This window comes from Pseudomonas sp. C32 (assembly GCF_030417915.1).
In the GTDB taxonomy this organism is placed as follows: Bacteria; Pseudomonadota; Gammaproteobacteria; order Pseudomonadales; family Pseudomonadaceae; genus Aquipseudomonas.
Genome location: NZ_JAUHUK010000004.1, coordinates 1 through 16,597, shown reverse-complemented (window position 1 = coordinate 16,597; position 16,597 = coordinate 1). Strand labels below are relative to the sequence as shown.

General features: G+C 58.8%; 17 protein-coding genes. 14 read left to right on the top strand and 3 right to left on the bottom strand.

The features are described 5' to 3' along the window. Nucleotides 1–42 precede the first annotated feature (42 nt). A complete protein-coding gene (gene uraH, locus QYH43_RS05565; protein ID WP_003223171.1) occupies nucleotides 43–396 on the bottom strand; it encodes a hydroxyisourate hydrolase in 354 nt (117 codons plus the stop codon). A 434-nt stretch (nucleotides 397–830) separates the two neighbouring features. On the opposite strand from uraH, the gene puuE reads away from it, so the two are divergent. From puuE to QYH43_RS05525, 8 genes are all read left to right on the top strand, one after another. Then, nucleotides 831–1,757 (top strand): allantoinase PuuE, encoded by a 927-nt coding sequence (gene puuE, locus QYH43_RS05560; RefSeq protein WP_095059299.1) that lies wholly within the window; start codon nucleotides 831–833, stop codon nucleotides 1,755–1,757. Continuing rightward, complete coding sequence (uraD, locus tag QYH43_RS05555) at nucleotides 1,754–2,269, top strand: 2-oxo-4-hydroxy-4-carboxy-5-ureidoimidazoline decarboxylase (protein ID WP_095152555.1); 516 nt, start codon at nucleotides 1,754–1,756, stop codon at nucleotides 2,267–2,269. Before puuE ends, uraD begins: the two co-directional genes overlap by 4 nt. 86 nt (nucleotides 2,270–2,355) lie before the next feature. Next, on the top strand, nucleotides 2,356–3,351 hold the full coding sequence (alc, locus tag QYH43_RS05550; RefSeq protein WP_095059303.1) for an allantoicase: 996 nt from the start codon (nucleotides 2,356–2,358) through the stop codon (nucleotides 3,349–3,351). 123 nt (nucleotides 3,352–3,474) lie between these two features. Further along, nucleotides 3,475–3,978, top strand: coding sequence for an ureidoglycolate lyase (locus QYH43_RS05545; protein WP_095059305.1), 504 nt, complete (start codon nucleotides 3,475–3,477; stop codon nucleotides 3,976–3,978). Between the two features lie 50 nt (nucleotides 3,979–4,028). After that, entirely contained in the window at nucleotides 4,029–5,333 is a 1,305-nt protein-coding gene (locus tag QYH43_RS05540) for a urate hydroxylase PuuD (protein ID WP_095059307.1), read from the top strand. A gap of 165 nt (nucleotides 5,334–5,498) precedes the next feature. After that, a complete protein-coding gene (locus QYH43_RS05535) occupies nucleotides 5,499–6,857 on the top strand; it encodes a nucleobase:cation symporter-2 family protein (RefSeq protein WP_095059309.1) in 1,359 nt (452 codons plus the stop codon). 156 nt (nucleotides 6,858–7,013) lie between these two features. Then, nucleotides 7,014–7,799 carry a hypothetical protein gene (locus QYH43_RS05530; RefSeq protein WP_095059357.1) on the top strand — a complete coding sequence of 262 codons (786 nt, stop codon included), beginning with the start codon at nucleotides 7,014–7,016 and terminating at the stop codon, nucleotides 7,797–7,799. A 377-nt stretch (nucleotides 7,800–8,176) separates the two neighbouring features. Next, nucleotides 8,177–8,962, top strand: a complete 786-nt coding sequence (locus QYH43_RS05525) for an outer membrane protein OmpK (protein ID WP_095059312.1) — start codon at nucleotides 8,177–8,179, stop codon at nucleotides 8,960–8,962. 98 nt (nucleotides 8,963–9,060) lie between these two features. Here the strand turns inward: QYH43_RS05525 and QYH43_RS05520 are convergent, their stop codons facing one another. Beyond that, on the bottom strand, nucleotides 9,061–10,215 hold the full coding sequence (locus tag QYH43_RS05520) for a patatin-like phospholipase family protein (protein WP_095059314.1): 1,155 nt from the start codon (nucleotides 10,213–10,215) through the stop codon (nucleotides 9,061–9,063). A 33-nt stretch (nucleotides 10,216–10,248) separates the two neighbouring features. Further along, complete coding sequence (locus QYH43_RS05515; RefSeq protein WP_095059315.1) at nucleotides 10,249–11,181, bottom strand: lipid A biosynthesis lauroyl acyltransferase; 933 nt, start codon at nucleotides 11,179–11,181, stop codon at nucleotides 10,249–10,251. Nucleotides 11,182–11,299: 118 nt separating this feature from the next. Between QYH43_RS05515 and minC the strand changes: the two genes are divergently transcribed. The 6 genes from minC (at nucleotide 11,300) to QYH43_RS05485 (ending at nucleotide 16,513) form a co-directional block, all read left to right on the top strand. Further along, entirely contained in the window at nucleotides 11,300–12,037 is a 738-nt protein-coding gene (gene minC / locus QYH43_RS05510) for a septum site-determining protein MinC (RefSeq protein ID WP_301156598.1), read from the top strand. A gap of 203 nt (nucleotides 12,038–12,240) precedes the next feature. Further along, complete coding sequence (minD, locus tag QYH43_RS05505) at nucleotides 12,241–13,053, top strand: septum site-determining protein MinD (RefSeq protein ID WP_090453967.1); 813 nt, start codon at nucleotides 12,241–12,243, stop codon at nucleotides 13,051–13,053. Between the two features lie 3 nt (nucleotides 13,054–13,056). Next, nucleotides 13,057–13,311, top strand: a complete 255-nt coding sequence (gene minE / locus QYH43_RS05500) for a cell division topological specificity factor MinE (RefSeq protein ID WP_007974947.1) — start codon at nucleotides 13,057–13,059, stop codon at nucleotides 13,309–13,311. A gap of 191 nt (nucleotides 13,312–13,502) precedes the next feature. Then, nucleotides 13,503–14,138 carry an RluA family pseudouridine synthase gene (locus QYH43_RS05495; protein WP_053156990.1) on the top strand — a complete coding sequence of 212 codons (636 nt, stop codon included), beginning with the start codon at nucleotides 13,503–13,505 and terminating at the stop codon, nucleotides 14,136–14,138. Between the two features lie 156 nt (nucleotides 14,139–14,294). Next, on the top strand, nucleotides 14,295–15,137 hold the full coding sequence (locus QYH43_RS05490; protein ID WP_095059361.1) for a hypothetical protein: 843 nt from the start codon (nucleotides 14,295–14,297) through the stop codon (nucleotides 15,135–15,137). Nucleotides 15,138–15,223: 86 nt separating this feature from the next. Beyond that, on the top strand, nucleotides 15,224–16,513 hold the full coding sequence (locus QYH43_RS05485; protein WP_301156597.1) for a M18 family aminopeptidase: 1,290 nt from the start codon (nucleotides 15,224–15,226) through the stop codon (nucleotides 16,511–16,513). Nucleotides 16,514–16,597 lie beyond the last annotated feature (84 nt).

Sequence of the window (16,597 nt, the reverse complement as noted above, 5' to 3'; positions counted from 1 at the left end):
ATATGCGCAGTCGCTTCCAGGATGTGGCAGCTGCTTGGGGGATCAGCTGCCGCGGTACGTGGAGTAGCTGTAAGGCGAAATCAACAGCGGCACATGGTAGTGATCCTGCTCGGCAGAGATGCCGAAACGCAGCACCACCACGTCCAGGAAAGCAGGTTCCGGCAACTGGACACCACGGGCACGGTAGTAATCGCCCGCGTGAAACTGAACCTGATAGACCCCGGTGCGGTAGTCATCGCCTTGCAGCAGCGGTGCATCGACACGACCATCGCTATTGGTTATCGCACTGGCGACCAATTCCAGGTGCGAACCTTCAACGCGGTACAACTCGACCTTGATCGAGCTGCCCGGGCAACCGTGTGCTGCGTCCAAAACGTGTGTAGTCAAACGTCCCATTGATTCTGCGCGCCTGCCTGCGTGGAGCAGTCAGACTTCGCGCCTCCCGAAGTCAGTTGAAAAGGAGACCGCATCGATTCGAAGCACGAAACGCTGCGGCGAGCGACTGATTAAGACATTTTTCAAAAAAATTGTACACAATAAAAACGACATTTTTAACACCACTTCCGCCCTCCCTGGATTTTTCGCCAATCTGGCGCTAAAGCCCGCAGATTGTGAACCTTCAAATCAAAAGCTGATGGATCGGGCAGATTTCGTGCGGGCTCACACCAATAACAGCAAAAGATGACAGCTGGTGAAAAATGCGAAAATTCAGGCTTACAAATTGAATATAAAGTTGTATACAATCACCACATCGCTGTGACGCCAGCCTGCCATCTCCACCCAAGGTGCGTCACACCCACCGATATCACCGAACAAGAAGGAAAACTGCAGTGAGCGCTGACTACCCACGCGACCTGGTCGGTTACGGCAGTAACCCTCCGCATCCACACTGGCCGGGCAATGCCCGCATCGCCCTGTCGTTCGTGCTCAATTACGAAGAAGGTGGTGAGCGCAATATCCTGCACGGTGACAAAGAGTCTGAAGCCTTCCTCTCGGAAATGGTTTCCGCTCAGCCGCTGCAAGGCGAGCGCAACATGAGCATGGAATCCCTTTACGAGTATGGCAGCCGCACCGGAGTCTGGCGGATTCTGAAACTGTTCAAGGAATTCGACATCCCTCTGACCATCTTCGCCGTGGCCATGGCTGCCCAGCGCCACCCGGACGTGATCCGCGCCATGGTCGATGCCGGCCACGAGATCTGCAGCCACGGCTATCGCTGGATCGACTACCAGTACATGGACGAAGCCCAGGAACGCGAGCACATGCTCGAAGCGATCCGTATCCTCACCGAAATCACCGGCGAACGCCCACTGGGCTGGTACACCGGCCGCACCGGCCCGAACACCCGTCGCCTGGTGATGGAAGAAGGCGGTTTCCTCTACGACTGCGACACCTACGACGACGACCTGCCCTACTGGGAACCGAACAACCCGACCGGCAAGCCGCACCTGGTGATCCCGTACACGCTGGACACCAACGACATGCGCTTCACCCAGGTGCAGGGTTTCAACAAGGGCGACGATTTCTTCGAATACCTGAAAGACGCGTTCGACGTGCTGTACGCCGAAGGCCGCGACGCCCCGAAAATGCTTTCGATCGGCCTGCACTGCCGCCTGATCGGCCGTCCGGCGCGTCTGGCGTCGCTCAAGCGCTTTATCGAATACGCTAAAAGTCATGAACAGGTGTGGTTCAGCCGTCGCGTCGACATCGCACGTCACTGGCAAGAAACCCACCCGTACACAGGGGCCGCCCAATGAGCACCTTTCAAACCGTTAAACCTTCGACCCTGAGCCGCGATGCCTTCGTTGCCGCTTTCGCCGACATCTACGAACATTCGCCATGGGTGGCCGAGAAGGCCTTCGACCTGGGCCAGGACGCTTCGATCGACCAGATCGAAACCCTGCACCAGCGCATGAGCGACATCCTGTTGAGCGCCGATCATGAAAGCCAGCTTGAGCTGGTCGTCGCTCACCCGGACCTGGCCGGCAAAGCCGCCGTCCAGGGCCAACTGACCGAAGCCAGCACCAATGAACAGGCTGGCGCCGGTATTCACCAATGCACGGCCGAAGAGTTCCAACGCTTCACCGAGCTGAACGACGCCTACAAAGCCAAGTTCAAGTTTCCCTTCATCATGGCGGTAAAAGGCAGCAACCGGCATCAGATCCTCGCAGCGTTCGAAACGCGCATTCACAACTCGGTCGATACCGAATTCAAATGCGCGCTGGCCGAGATCAACAAGATTGCGTTGTTCCGTTTACTGACCCTATAGCGAGCCTTGCCCGAGTGTTAAAAACGCGAAAACACCCAGGGCACTGCAAGCATCCCAAGCCACTTATTTAAAGGCAGACAAGAAGAATGAAAGCTTACGCCGTACCTTTCGAGAAGTTCGTCAACCTGGCCGACGCCCGCCTGGGCACCAAAATCATCTCGGTCACCGATGACTGGTTCGCAGACGCCAACCGTCTGTTCCAACCGACCCCGGCCGTATGGAAGGAGGGCGTGTTCGATGACAACGGCAAGTGGATGGACGGCTGGGAATCGCGCCGCAAGCGCTTCGAAGGCTTCGACAGCGCAGTGATCCGCCTGGGCGTACCGGGTTCGATCAAGGGCGTCGACATCGACACTTCATTCTTCACCGGCAACTTCCCGCCATCGGCCTCTCTGGAAGCCTGCTTCCTGGCCTCGGGCGAGCCTGATGAAAACACCCAGTGGACTGAAGTGCTGTCCGCCGTCGAGCTGCAAGGCAACAGCCACCACTTCCACGAAATCAACAACGACCAGTCGTTCAGCCACCTGCGCTTCAACATCTACCCGGATGGTGGCGTGGCCCGTCTGCGCGTGTACGGCATTCCGTTCCGCGACTGGTCCGCTGTCGGTGACAATGAGCAAGTCGACCTGGCCGCAGCCCTCAACGGTGGCCGCGCCCTCGCCTGCTCCGACGAACACTTCGGCCGCATGAGCAACATCCTCAACCCGGGCCGTGGCATCAACATGGGCGACGGCTGGGAAACTGCACGTCGTCGTACACCGGGCAATGACTGGGTCATCGTCGCGCTGGGTCACCCGGGCGAGATCGAGAAAGTCATCGTCGACACCCTGCACTTCAAAGGCAACTACCCGGACACCTGCTCGATCCAGGGCGCGTTCGTGAAGGGCGGTACCGACAGCCAGATCGAAACCCAGTCGCTGTTCTGGCGTGAACTGTTGCCAGCACAAAAACTGGAAATGCACGCTGAGCACACCTTCGCCGAGCAGATCAAGGCACTGGGCCCGATCACCCACATCCGCCTGAACGTGTTCCCGGATGGTGGTGTGAGCCGCCTGCGCGTTTTGGGCAAGGTCGCTAAATAAGCGCTGATGGGAAACCTGTAGGAGTCGGCTTGCTGGCGATGGCGCCTTTACCGACGCCATCGCCGGCAAGCCGGGCTCCTACAAAAGCTGCACACCAACACATTTGAGATTAAGTAGAACAGCATGCGCACATTAACGATTGAACCGCTGACCAAAGAAGCCTTCGCCCCTTTCGGTGACGTGATCGAAACCGACGGCAGCGATCACTTCATGATCAACAACGGTTCGACCATGCGCTTCCACAAACTGGCCACGGTCGAAACCGCCAAGCCAGAGGATAACGCGATCATCAGCATCTTCCGCGCCGACGCGCAGGACATGCCGCTGACCGTCAGCATGCTGGAGCGCCATCCGCTGGGCAGTCAGGCTTTCATTCCACTGCTCGGCAACCCCTTTCTGATCGTGGTCGCGCCCGTTGGCGATGCACCTGTATCAGGCTTGGTCCGCGCCTTCGTCACCAACGGCAGGCAGGGCATCAATTACCATCGCGGCGTTTGGCACCACCCGGTGCTGACGATCGAAAAGCGGGATGACTTCCTGGTGGTTGATCGCAGTGGCACAGGCAATAACTGCGATGAGCATTTTTTCAAAGAGGATGAGCGTTTGATCCTCGCCCCCCACCAATAAGAGAAGGTCTGATCACTCGACAACAGAGTGACAGGCGAGAGGTAAAGACTGTGGAAGCACATCTGTTGGAATGGCTGAACCTGAGCGTGCGCTGGGTTCATATGATTACTGGCGTGGCCTGGATCGGTGCGTCGTTCTATTTCGTCTGGCTGGAAAACAACCTCAATCGGGTCAACCCGAAAAGCGGTCTGGCCGGTGATTTGTGGGCGATCCACGGCGGCGGTATCTACCACCTGGAAAAATACAAACTGGCTCCACCGACCATGCCGGACAACCTGCACTGGTTCAAATGGGAAGCCTACTTCACCTGGTTGTCGGGTATCGCGCTGCTGTGCGTGGTGTTCTACTCCAACCCGACGCTCTACCTGCTGGCTCCGGGCAGCACCCTGAGCGGGCCTGAAGGCGTGGCCATCGGTATCGGCTCGCTGTTCATCGGCTGGTTCATCTACTCCTTCCTGTGCGACTCGGTCCTGGGCAAACGCCCTGCCCTGCTTGGCGCAATCCTGTTCGTCCTGATCATCGCCGCGGCCTACGGCTTCAGCAAAGTGTTCAGCGGTCGGGGTGCGTACCTGCACGTCGGCGCGATCATCGGCACCATCATGGTCGGCAACGTGTTCCGCATCATCATGCCGGCGCAACGCGCGCTGGTGGCGGCGATTGCCGAGAACCGCACGCCGGATCCGGCCCTGCCGGCCAAAGGCCTGCTGCGTTCGCGTCACAACAACTACTTCACCTTGCCCGTGCTGTTCATCATGATCAGCAACCACTTCCCGAGCACCTACGGCAGCCAGTACAACTGGTTGATCCTGGCCGGGATCGCGGTACTGGCCGTGTTGGTGCGTCACTACTTCAACACCCGTCACGACAGCCACAAGTTTGCCTGGACCCTGCCGGTGGCAGCGGTGGGCATGATCTGCCTGGCTTACGTGTCCGGTCCGAAGCCGATGTCCAGCGCCCCTGAAGTGGCCAAGGCCCCTGCTGCCATCGAGTACCAGCCATTGCCGGAAACTGCAGTGGGCGGTGGCTTGAAACCGGCTGAAGCCAAACCTGCCGAGACACCTGCAACCGCTCCGGCTCAGGCATCCAACGCCGGTCCCGGTTTCGGCAAGGTGCACAGCGTGATTCAGGAACGTTGCTCGGTTTGCCATTCGGCCAAGCCAACCAGCCCGCTGTTCAGTGCGGCCCCTGCCGGTGTGATGTTCGACACCCCCGAGCAGATCCGCCAGAACGCAGCCCGGATTCAGGCGCAAGCCGTCACCAGCCAGATCATGCCACTGGGCAACATCACGCAGATGACCCAGCAGGAACGTGACCTGATCGGTGCGTGGATTGCGCAGGGAGCCCAGACCAACTGATTCATCGTTAAAAGCATCGCCAGCAAGCCGGCTCCTACGGATTTATGTCGTTCACAAATGAAGCGACCGACCCAAAACCTGTAGGAGCCGGCTTGCTGGCGATCAACCGCACAGCGGTTGCCTGACGCACAAAATCAAAAGAATAAAAAAGATCCGAGGTGTTGCATGTCCGAGCTATCCGCAGCGCGCATCCCCGACGCACCCGCCATTCAGCGTTTGCCCCTTTTGCAACTGATCCTGGTCGGTTTGCAACATGTTCTGCTGATGTACGGTGGCGCCATCGCGGTGCCGCTGATCATCGGACAGGCCGCTGGCCTGAGTCGTGAAGAAATCGCCTTTCTGATCAACGCCGACCTGCTGGTCGCCGGGATCGCCACCATCGTCCAGTCCCTCGGTATCGGCCCCATGGGCATCCGCATGCCGGTGATGATGGGCGCCAGCTTCGCCGCCGTCGGCAGCATGGTCGCCATGGCCGGCATGCCTGGGATCGGCCTGCAAGGGATCTTCGGCGCAACCATTGCCGCCGGGTTCTTCGGCATGATCATCGCGCCGTTCATGTCCAAAGTCGTACGCTTCTTCCCACCGCTGGTGACCGGCACGGTCATCACCTCGATCGGTTTGTCGCTGTTCCCCGTGGCCGTGAATTGGGCCGGTGGCGGTGCGAGTGCCACTCAATTCGGATCCCCCATTTATCTGGCCATTGCCGCACTGGTGCTGGGCACCATTCTGTTGGTGCATCGTTTCATGCGCGGTTTCTGGGTCAACATCTCTGTCCTGATCGGCATGTGCCTGGGCTACGTGCTCTGCGGCCTGATCGGCATGGTCGACCTGAGCGGCATGGATCAAGCGCCATGGCTGCAATTCGTCACCCCGCTGCATTTCGGCATGCCGAAATTCGAACTCGCGCCGATCCTCTCGATGTGCCTCGTGGTGGTGATCATTTTTGTCGAGTCCACCGGGATGTTCCTCGCGCTGGGCAAGATCACCGGCCAGGAAGTCTGCCCGCGCATGCTGCGTCGTGGCTTGCTGTGTGACGCCGGCGCCTCGTTCTTCGCCGGGTTCTTCAACACCTTCACCCACTCCTCTTTCGCCCAGAACATCGGCCTGGTGCAGATGACCGGCGTGCGTTGCCGTTCGGTGACCATCGTCGCCGGCGGCTTGCTGATCGTCTTGAGCCTGCTGCCCAAAGCCGCGTTCCTGGTGGCCTCGATTCCACCCGCGGTGCTGGGTGGTGCAGCGATCGCGATGTTCGGCATGGTTGCCGCCACCGGGATCAAGATTCTCCAGGAAGCGGACATCGGTGACCGTCGCAATCAATTGCTGGTGGCGGTGAGCATCGGCATGGGCCTGATCCCGGTGGTGCGCCCCGAGTTTTTCGCCCACCTGCCATTGTGGATGAGCCCGATCACCCACAGCGGTATCGCCATGGCCACGCTCAGTGCGCTGACACTGAACCTGCTGTTCAACATCCTCGGCGGCGCAGAACGCGCGGCCATCAACGATTGCCAGGCCCACTCGCACTAAGAAAAAACGCAAACCCTGTAGGAGCCGGCTTGCTGGCGAAGACGATGTACCGGACGACATCGATGCTGGATGTTCTGGACCCTTCGCCAGCAAGCCGGCTCCTACAAGGTCAGGGTTTGCCTGCGCCTGAAAAATAAAAACAAGAGGGAGCAACAGATGATACGGACACAAACCAACCTGCTGTTGAGTGCTGGCCTGCTGGCCGCGAGTCAAGCCATGGCCGGCGATCTACTGCTGTGGCAGACCAACAGCCTGAGTTATCTGTATGGCAAGGATTTCGCGGTCAACCCGTCGATCCAGCAGACGATAACTTTCGAGCACGCCGACCGCTGGAAGTACGGCGATAACTTCATGTTCATCGACAGCACCTACTACAACGGCGAGAAAGACCGAAACAAAGGCGTCCACGCCTATTACGGCGAGTTCAGCCCGCGCCTCTCTTTCGGCAAGATCTTCGACCGTCGTTTCGAATTCGGCCCGATCAAGGACGTGCTGCTGGCCATGACCTACGAGAACGGCGAAGACGACACCGAGGCCTACCTGATTGGCCCCGGTTTCGACCTCGCGGTACCAGGCTTCAACTTCTTCACCTTGAACTTCTATAACCGCCAGACCGAGGGTTCGCGCCCCGGCGATGATGTCTGGCAGATCACACCCGCCTGGTCCTACACCCTTCCATTGGGCAAATCGAACTTGTTGATCGATGGCTACATCGACTGGGTCGTGGATAACGACCAGAACTCAAACGGCACCTACCACGCCAACGTCCACGTTAACCCGCAAATCAAATACGACCTGGGCAAAGCCTTCGGCTGGCGTGAGAAACAGGTGTATGTCGGCGCCGAGTACAGCTATTGGAAAGACAAGTACGGCATCCAAAACACCCAGAACTTCGACACGAATGAAAACACCACCAGCTTGCTGGTGAAGGTGCATTTCTGATGCTGCCTCGCAATAGCGCCCAAACCGTGTCATCGGCGCGCCATTGCGGAGCACTTGAGACCTGGCCGAGGAGTCAGTATTCTCCGCGGCCGCCCGAATCCGGTTTAAAAAAAAGCCCGGATGTAAATCCTGACCAGAAAGCCAGCTTATCCCGGCCCTGGACGGTATCAAGGCAACCCAAAAACACTCTCAATCGACTGCTCCCGGGCCGTCGAACGGGAGTTTTTTTGCTTTTTGAAAGCCTTGGCACAGCTGTTGCGCAGCGCAATAAAGCTGACCGAATGGATGATCGTTTAATGCTGCAAGAACAGGCGTCACACCAGAGCGCCGACCATAAAAAAATAACGTGGAACCACCTACTTTTTGGGAGCAACCGAATGAAACGTACGTGCACTAGCCTGATGCTGGCAGGGTCGATGCTGGCCGGGGGCCAAGCCATGGCCGGCGAATGGCTGCAATGGCAGGACAACAGTCTGACCTACCTTTACGGCAAGGACTTCCAGGTCAACCCGCGCATCCAGCAGACGGTGACCTTCGAGCACGCCGATGGCTGGAAATACGGCGACAACTTCTTCTTCATCGACAAGATCTTCTACAACGGCGAAGAAGACTACTACGCCGGAGAAAACACCCACTACGGTGAGTTCCAGCCGCGCCTGTCGTTCGGCAAGATTTTCGACCAGAAATTCGAGTTCGGCCCAATCAAGGACGTCTTGCTGGCCATGACTTATGAGTTTGGCGAAGACGACACCGAATCGTACCTGGTAGGTCCTGGTTTCGACCTGGCCATTCCTGGCTTCGACTACTTCCAGTTGAACTTCTACAACCGTCACACCGAGGGCGGCCGTCCGGGTGACGATGTCTGGCAGGTCACACCCGTTTGGTCCTACACCGTCCCGGTCGGAGATTCGAACATCCTGATCGACGGCTACATGGACTGGGTCGTCGACAACGATGTGAACGACGAAGGCGAATACCACGCCAACCTGCACTTCAACCCACAGGTCAAATATGACCTGGGCAAGGCGCTGAACCTGGGTGCCAAGCAACTGTACGTCGGTGTCGAGTATGACTACTGGAAAAACAAGTACGGGATTGAAGACAGCCAGGGCTTCAAGACCGATCAGAGCGTGACCAGCTTCCTGGTCAAGGTTCACTTCTGATCCTGTAGGAGCGAGCCTGCTCGCGATGAACTAGAGAACGCCACGGGGGGTCAGGCTCCCAGCGTCATCGTTAACGTCCATCGCGAGCTTGCTCGCCCCTAAATCAACCCCAGAAACCGGCACAACTCGCCCTTCTTGGCGAGCGCATCCCTGCGCCCCAACTCAATCAACTCGCCGCAATACCCCGCCTCGAACAGCAGATAACTCAGCACCCCCGCCCCGCTGGTCTTGGTCGCACCCGGCCCACGCAAAAATAGACGCAACGCCGCCGGCAGCTCTTGGCGATGACGCGCAGCAATCTCGTCGATCGGCTGGCTAGGTGAAATCACCAGTACCTCCACGGGCGCCACACCCAGCGCACGGATCGGCGTGCCGTCGGGCATCAGGTGACTGAACTGGTTCAGGCGTTGCAACAGTTCGATATCGCTTTCCAGGCTGTCAATGAAGGTACTGTTGAGCATGTGCCCGCCGATTTGCGCCAGGGTTGGCTGCTGACCGGTGTACGTACGCAGCAAGGGTTGCTCGGGGTCGACGCCGCGGGGGTTGCCGCTGACACCCACCACCAGCACCCGGCTCGCGCCCAGATGCAACGCCGGGCTGATCGGTGCCGATTGGCGAACCGCGCCATCGCCGAAATACTCTGCGCCGATCTTCACCGGGGCAAACAACAGCGGAATAGCCGAACTGGCGAGCAAATGATCAACGGACAACTGGGTCGGAACGCCAACACGCCGATGGCGCAGCCAGGCGTCGATTTTTCCACCGCCCTGATAGAAGGTGACCGCTTGACCCGACTCATAGCCGAACGCCGTCACCGCCACGGCCTGCAACTGCTGCTGGGCAATGGCTTCGGCGATGCCGTTCATGTGCAATTTGTCGTTGAGCAAATCCCGCAGCGGTGAACTGTTGAGCAACGCCACCGGCACCTGAGCGCCGATGCCTAACAAGCTGTGGCTGACAAAACGACTGGCCTGGCCGATCACCCCGGGCCAGTCACTGCGCAGCACCAGATGACTGCGAAAACCCTGCCAGAAGGCCGTCAGGCGCTCGATGGCGCCCCGAAAGTCCATCGCCCCACTGGCGAGGCTGACGGCGTTGATCGCGCCCGCCGAGGTGCCGACGATCACCGGAAACGGATTGCGCGCTCCCGGCGGCAGCAATTCGGCGATTGCCGCCAGCACCCCGACCTGATACGCCGCCCGAGCCCCGCCGCCGGAAAGAATCAACCCTGTAACCGGTTCAGCAGAACTCATCGCAACGCTCCATGGTGCTTGGGAAACGGTTACTCAACCGCGCTTGGCGTACAACTTGGGCTCACCCGGTGGACGGCTTTTGAAGCGGCGATGCGCCCACAGGTATTGCTCGGGATGCTCGCGCAGGACGCTTTCGATCCATTGGTTGATGCGCAGGCAGTCGGCCTCTTCGGTTTCGCCGGGGAAGCCCTCGAGCGGCGCATGGATCACCAGACGATAACCGCTGCCATCCGCCAGACGCTCCTGGGTGAACGGCACCACCAGCGCCTTGCCCAGCCGCGCAAACTTGCTGGTGGCCGTCACGGTGGCGGCCTGGATGCCGAACAGCGGCACGAAGATGCTTTGCTTGGCGCCGTAGTCCTGATCCGGTGCGTACCAGATCGCCCGACCCGAGCGCAGCAACTTGAGCATGCCGCGCACGTCTTCACGCTCAATCGCCAGCGAATCGAGGTTGTGCCGTTCACGACCCTGACGCTGGATGTAATCGAACAACGGGTTCTTGTGCTCGCGGTACATGCCATCAATGGTGTGCTTCTGGCCGAGCAGCGCCGCGCCGATTTCCAGCGTGGTGAAATGCAGTGCCATCAGAATCACGCCCCGGCCCTCACGCTGGGCCTGCTGCAAATGCTCCAGCCCTTCGATGTGTGCCAGGCTCGCCAGCCGTTTGCGCGACCACCACCAGCTCATCGCCATTTCAAAAAAAGCGATGCCGGTCGAGGCGAAGTTTTCCTTGAGCAGGTGTTTGCGCTCGGCAGCGGTCATTTCAGGAAAACACAGTTCCAGGTTGCGCCTGGCAATGCGCCGTCTGTCGCCGGCCACGCGATACATCAACGCACCCAGGGCGCGACCAGTCCACAGCAATGCCGGATACGGCAACTGGACGATCAGCCACAACAGCCCCAAGCCACACCACAGCGGCCAGAAACGTGGAGATAGAAATGCTTTTTGAAAACGCGGGCGGTCCATTAATGCTTCCGGAATGACAATGGCCGCGCATTCTACATCGTTCGACCCGGCTTGCGGCCTGCGGGCGTTCTCGTTATAAGTCTCGGCACTTTTAGTGACAAGTCGTTGTATGCCGACCATGAGCCAAACCGAACCGCTAGACCAAGATCCCGTGTTCCAGTTAAAGGGCAGCATGCTGGCCATTACGGTGCTGGAACTGGCCCGTAACGACCTCGAAAGCCTTGATCGGCAACTGGCCGCCAAGGTCGCCCAGGCACCCAACTTCTTCAGCAACGCGCCGCTGGTACTGGCCCTGGACAAACTCCCGGCCAGTGAAGGTGCCGTCGATCTGCCGGGGCTGATGCGCGTTTGCCGCCAGCATGGCCTGCGTACCCTGGCGATCCGCGCCAGCCGCATCGAAGACATCGCCGCCGCCATTGCGGTCGACTTGCCGGTGTTGCCACCGTCCGGTGCCCGGGAACGCCCCCTGGACCTGATCGAAGGCGAACCGAAGAAAAAACCGGAAAAACCGCCCGAGCCGACCATCAAGCCGACGAAAATCATCACTTCGCCAGTACGCGGTGGCCAGCAGATTTATGCCCAGGGCAGCGATCTGGTGGTGATCTCCTCGGTCAGCCCGGGGGCGGAACTTCTCGCCGATGGCAACATCCATGTATACGGGCCGATGCGTGGTCGCGTGCTGGCTGGTGTCAAGGGTGACAAGAAGGCAAGGATTTTCTGCCAGCAAATGAGCGCTGAATTGATCTCGATTGCAGGCCATTACAAGGTTTCCGAGGACCTGCGCCGCGACCCGCTGTGGGGTTCGGGCGTGCAAGTCAGCCTATCGGGCGATGTGTTGAACATCATTCGTCTTTAACGGATACTGCCGCATTTTCCAAGCATCTCGAAAACGTAGCGAAAACGGCTCAAACGAAGTAGGAAAAAGGCCAAAAGCAGTGTTTACCGGGGGTAGGCATCGCTCAAAACCGAATTCCAGCCAAGGCTGTCCGACTGCAGTAGTTTTTAAAGAGATGTTTTTCAGGGGCTAAAAAAGTCCTTTTTCCTTAGGGGTGAAACACCTTGGCCAAGATTCTCGTGGTTACATCCGGCAAGGGTGGTGTGGGTAAGACCACCACCAGCGCCGCTATCGGTACCGGCCTCGCTCTGCGCGGCCACAAAACAGTGATCGTCGACTTCGACGTGGGCTTGCGTAACCTTGACCTGATCATGGGATGCGAGCGCCGCGTAGTGTATGACTTCGTCAACGTGGTCAACGGCGAAGCCAACCTGCAACAGGCCCTGATCAAAGACAAGCGCCTGGAAAACCTCTACGTGCTGGCCGCCAGCCAGACCCGCGACAAAGACGCGCTGACCGTCGAAGGCGTGGAAAAAGTCCTGATGCAACTCAAGGAAGACTTTGAGTTCGTGGTCTGCGACTCCCCGGCCGGCATCGAGAAAGGCGCCCACCTGGCCATGTACTTCGCCGATGAAGCGATTGTCGTGACCAACCCGGAAGTGTCCTCGGTTCGAGATTCCGACCGCATGCTCGGCCTGCTGGCCAGCAAGTCCCGTCGCGCCGAACGCGGCGAAGACCCGATCAAGGAACACCTGCTGATTACCCGTTATCACCCGGAACGTGTGAGCAAAGGCGAAATGCTCGGCGTAGAAGACGTCAAGGATATCCTCTCGGTGACCCTGCTCGGCGTGATCCCTGAATCCCAGGCGGTGCTCAAGGCATCCAACCAGGGCGTTCCAGTGATTCTCGACGACCAGAGCGATGCCGGCCAGGCCTACAGCGACACCGTAGATCGCCTGCTGGGCAAGACCGTGGATCATCGATTCCTTGATGTACAGAAGAAGGGATTCTTCGAGCGCCTGTTTGGAGGCAACTAAGCAATGAACCTTTTTGACTTCTTTCGTGCCAACAAAAAGCAAAGCACCGCGTCGGTAGCGAAAGAGCGTCTACAGATTATCGTGGCGCACGAACGCGGCCAACGCAGTACCCCGGACTACCTGCCGGCCTTGCAGAAGGAACTGGTCGAGGTAATCCGCAAGTACGTCAATATCGGGTCCGATGACGTGCATGTCGCTCTGGAAAGCCAGGGCAGCTGCTCGATTCTGGAACTCAATATCACCCTGCCAGATCGCTGAGTCGATCCGACAGGAGCCACGGCGGCTCGATCATTTGGGCGCCCCTTTTTTGTAGGAGCCGGCTTGCCGGCGATGCAAGCAGCGCGTTGTAACTGTTACAACGCATTGATGCCATCGCTGGCAAGCCAGCTCCTACAGGCAGGGCGTCAAATGATCGAGCCGCCGTTGGCATTTGTTACGAGGCTGTTTTAATGCCGCTGTCCAACATCCACATCCTCCATGAGGACGCTGCCGTACTGGTGGTGAACAAGCCAACCCTGTTGCTCTCGGTCCCTGGCCGGGCCGATGACAACAAGGACTGCCTGATTACCCGCCTGCAGGAAAACGGCTACCCGGAAGCACGAATTGTCCATCGACTGGACTGGGAAACCTCCGGCATCATTTTGCTGGCCCGTGACCCGGACACCCATCGCGAGCTGTCTCGGCAGTTTCACGATCGTGAAACCGAAAAGGCCTACACCGCCCTGTGCTGGGGTCAACCGGAACTGGACAGCGGCAGTATCGATCTGCCCCTGCGCTACGACCCGCCCACCAAGCCACGCCACGTGGTCGATCATGAGTTCGGCAAACATGCCCTGACGTTCTGGCGTGTGCTGGAGCGGTGCGGCGACTGGTGCCGTGTCGAGCTCACCCCGATCACTGGCCGCTCCCACCAGTTGCGCGTGCACATGCTTTCCATCGGCCATCCGCTGCTGGGTGACGGGCTCTATGCACATGAGCAGGCGCTGGCGGCCTGGCCACGCCTGTGCCTGCACGCAAGCATGCTCAGCTTCACGCACCCGCAAAGTGGCGAACGCTTACGCTTCGAGTGTCCCGCACCTTTTTGAGTGACACCTGAGCCCCACCTGAAAACGCCCTTCCTTTGAAGGGCGTTTCATTTTCAGTTACAAAAAAACACAACATAAAAGCAGCGTTAAAATATTGTCAAAAAAATGTAAACAAAAGTAAAATTGTGGCACTCCGACATCATTCAGGCCGCCCCCGTGCTCAGCAGTAAAGCGCTCCAATGCGACTACCCCGTGACCTTTGTTTTCGGCAGCACGACCCTTCACCTGAGTGAACAGCTGAGCATCGAAGCACGTCAGGCCCTCGAACAACTCATCAAAAAACGACGCGCCCAAAAACTCACTCGTGCAAGCGCACCATTGGTTTCGGGCAAAACGCCATTGTTTGCAAAGGTCCAGCCGCTGGACACATTCAAGGCCAAACTCCGGGTAAGCCTGGGTAAACCGCAGCGCAATGGGCGATTCGACTGGCCGCTGGAGGAGCTGATCAATACCCATGAAGCGCAGCGTCGAGGCATACAAATGCCACCGCTGCAAGGCTATGGGTACACCAGAAACCGACTGGGATTGACCCAGGAATACTTCATTCTCACGCACCTGCTCGATGGTTATGTGGATGGCGTGCAGTGGCTAAAACGCAACCCGGGCGACGTTGAAACCTTCATTCAGAACGCCTTCGAGCTGTTGCAGTCCCTGTCCCGAAAGAACATCACGCACATGGATTTCTGGGCTGGCAACATCATGATCGGCGAAATGCCGCAGCAACCACTAAAAGCCATCGACTTTGAAAACTGCTTCGCCGACCAAACCCATCATTTCAGCGAAACACTCGGCTTCCAGCTCGGTTTCTTCTATCGCCGGGACATCTACAAACTCATCACCGAAGCGAACTACGATCGCCTTGTAGACGAGCACATCCGACAGTTTCCGGACCTATCGCGGCAGAAATTCGACGAGGTCTACCACGCGAGCAAGCATGAACATATTGGCCGCAAACAACGTCGCGAAATATTCCTTAATGGCAATCTGATCATCGGCTAACAGAGGGTCCCGGGTATTGCGAAAGCACTTGCCCAATGCGCGGGGCCAATGCGTTAAACTGGCGCCATTGCTGTCTGGAGCTGCTTATGCGCGAAGAGTTGAACCAAGGCCTGATCGATTTCCTCAAGGCCTCCCCTACCCCATTCCATGCCACCGCCAGCCTGGTTCAGCGTCTCGAAGCGGCGGGCTATCAACGCCTCGACGAACGCGAACCGTGGAACACCGAAACCAACGGTCGCTACTACGTCACCCGTAACGACTCTTCAATTGTCGCGATCAAGATGGGCCGTCACTCGCCGCTGCACGGCGGCATTCGCCTGGTCGGCGCCCACACCGACAGTCCCTGCCTTCGGGTCAAGCCACAGCCGGAACTGCAACGTCAGGGTTTCTGGCAACTGGGCGTCGAAGTGTATGGCGGTGCGCTGTTGGCCCCGTGGTTCGACCGTGACCTGTCCCTGGCGGGCCGCGTGACCTTCCGCCGTGACGGCAAGGTCGAGAGCCAGTTGATCGATTTCAAGGCCCCCATCGCGATCATTCCGAACCTGGCCATTCACCTCAATCGTGAAGCCAACATGGGTTGGCCGATCAATGCCCAGACCGAGCTGCCACCGATCCTCGCGCAATTTGCCGGTGACGAGCGCGTGGACTTCCGCGCCGTGCTCACGGATCAACTTGCCCGCGAACACGGTTTGAACGCCGACGTGGTGCTCGATTACGAGCTGAGTTTCTACGACACCCAAAGCGCCGCGGTCATTGGCTTGCACGGTGACTTCATCGCCGGTGCGCGCCTCGACAACCTGTTGTCCTGCTACGCCGGCCTGCAAGCGCTGCTCACGGCAGATACCGACGAAACCTGCGTGCTGGTTTGCAACGATCACGAAGAAGTCGGCTCGTGCTCGGCCTGCGGTGCCGACGGCCCGATGCTCGAACAAACCCTGCGTCGCCTGTTGCCTGAAGGTGACGAATTCGTACGCACCATTCAGAAATCCCTGCTGGTCTCGGCCGACAACGCCCACGGTGTGCACCCTAATTACGCCGACAAGCACGACGCCAACCACGGCCCGAAACTCAACGCCGGCCCGGTGATCAAGGTCAACAGTAACCAGCGCTACGCCACCAACAGCGAAACCGCCGGTTTCTTCCGCCATCTGTGCATGGCTGAAGAAGTGCCGGTGCAGAGCTTCGTGGTGCGCAGCGACATGGGTTGCGGCTCGACCATCGGCCCAATCACTGCCAGCCACCTGGGCGTACGCACCGTGGATATCGGCTTGCCGACGTTTGCGATGCACTCGATCCGTGAACTGTGCGGCAGCCACGACCTGGCTCACCTGGTCAAAGTGCTGAGCGCGTTCTACGCCTGCCGAGAGTTGCCGTAACCATACCCTGTAGGAGCGAGCGAGCTCGCGATGGACGTGAACGATGACGGGGGTTGCCTGAATAATCGCGGCGCCCTTGAGTTC

What these genes read in the sequence shown, in the direction of transcription:
- uraH (WP_003223171.1), bottom strand. Translation starts at nt 396, where the DNA reads ATGGGACGTTTGACTACACACGTTTTGGACGCAGCACACGGTTGCCCG.
- uraD (WP_095152555.1), top strand. Translation starts at nt 1,754, where the DNA reads ATGAGCACCTTTCAAACCGTTAAACCTTCGACCCTGAGCCGCGATGCC.
- alc (WP_095059303.1), top strand. Translation starts at nt 2,356, where the DNA reads ATGAAAGCTTACGCCGTACCTTTCGAGAAGTTCGTCAACCTGGCCGAC.
- QYH43_RS05545 (WP_095059305.1), top strand. Translation starts at nt 3,475, where the DNA reads ATGCGCACATTAACGATTGAACCGCTGACCAAAGAAGCCTTCGCCCCT.
- QYH43_RS05535 (WP_095059309.1), top strand. Translation starts at nt 5,499, where the DNA reads ATGTCCGAGCTATCCGCAGCGCGCATCCCCGACGCACCCGCCATTCAG.
- QYH43_RS05530 (WP_095059357.1), top strand. Translation starts at nt 7,014, where the DNA reads ATGATACGGACACAAACCAACCTGCTGTTGAGTGCTGGCCTGCTGGCC.
- QYH43_RS05525 (WP_095059312.1), top strand. Translation starts at nt 8,177, where the DNA reads ATGAAACGTACGTGCACTAGCCTGATGCTGGCAGGGTCGATGCTGGCC.
- QYH43_RS05520 (WP_095059314.1), bottom strand. Translation starts at nt 10,215, where the DNA reads ATGAGTTCTGCTGAACCGGTTACAGGGTTGATTCTTTCCGGCGGCGGG.
- QYH43_RS05515 (WP_095059315.1), bottom strand. Translation starts at nt 11,181, where the DNA reads ATGGACCGCCCGCGTTTTCAAAAAGCATTTCTATCTCCACGTTTCTGG.
- minC (WP_301156598.1), top strand. Translation starts at nt 11,300, where the DNA reads ATGAGCCAAACCGAACCGCTAGACCAAGATCCCGTGTTCCAGTTAAAG.
- minE (WP_007974947.1), top strand. Translation starts at nt 13,057, where the DNA reads ATGAACCTTTTTGACTTCTTTCGTGCCAACAAAAAGCAAAGCACCGCG.
- QYH43_RS05495 (WP_053156990.1), top strand. Translation starts at nt 13,503, where the DNA reads ATGCCGCTGTCCAACATCCACATCCTCCATGAGGACGCTGCCGTACTG.
- QYH43_RS05485 (WP_301156597.1), top strand. Translation starts at nt 15,224, where the DNA reads ATGCGCGAAGAGTTGAACCAAGGCCTGATCGATTTCCTCAAGGCCTCC.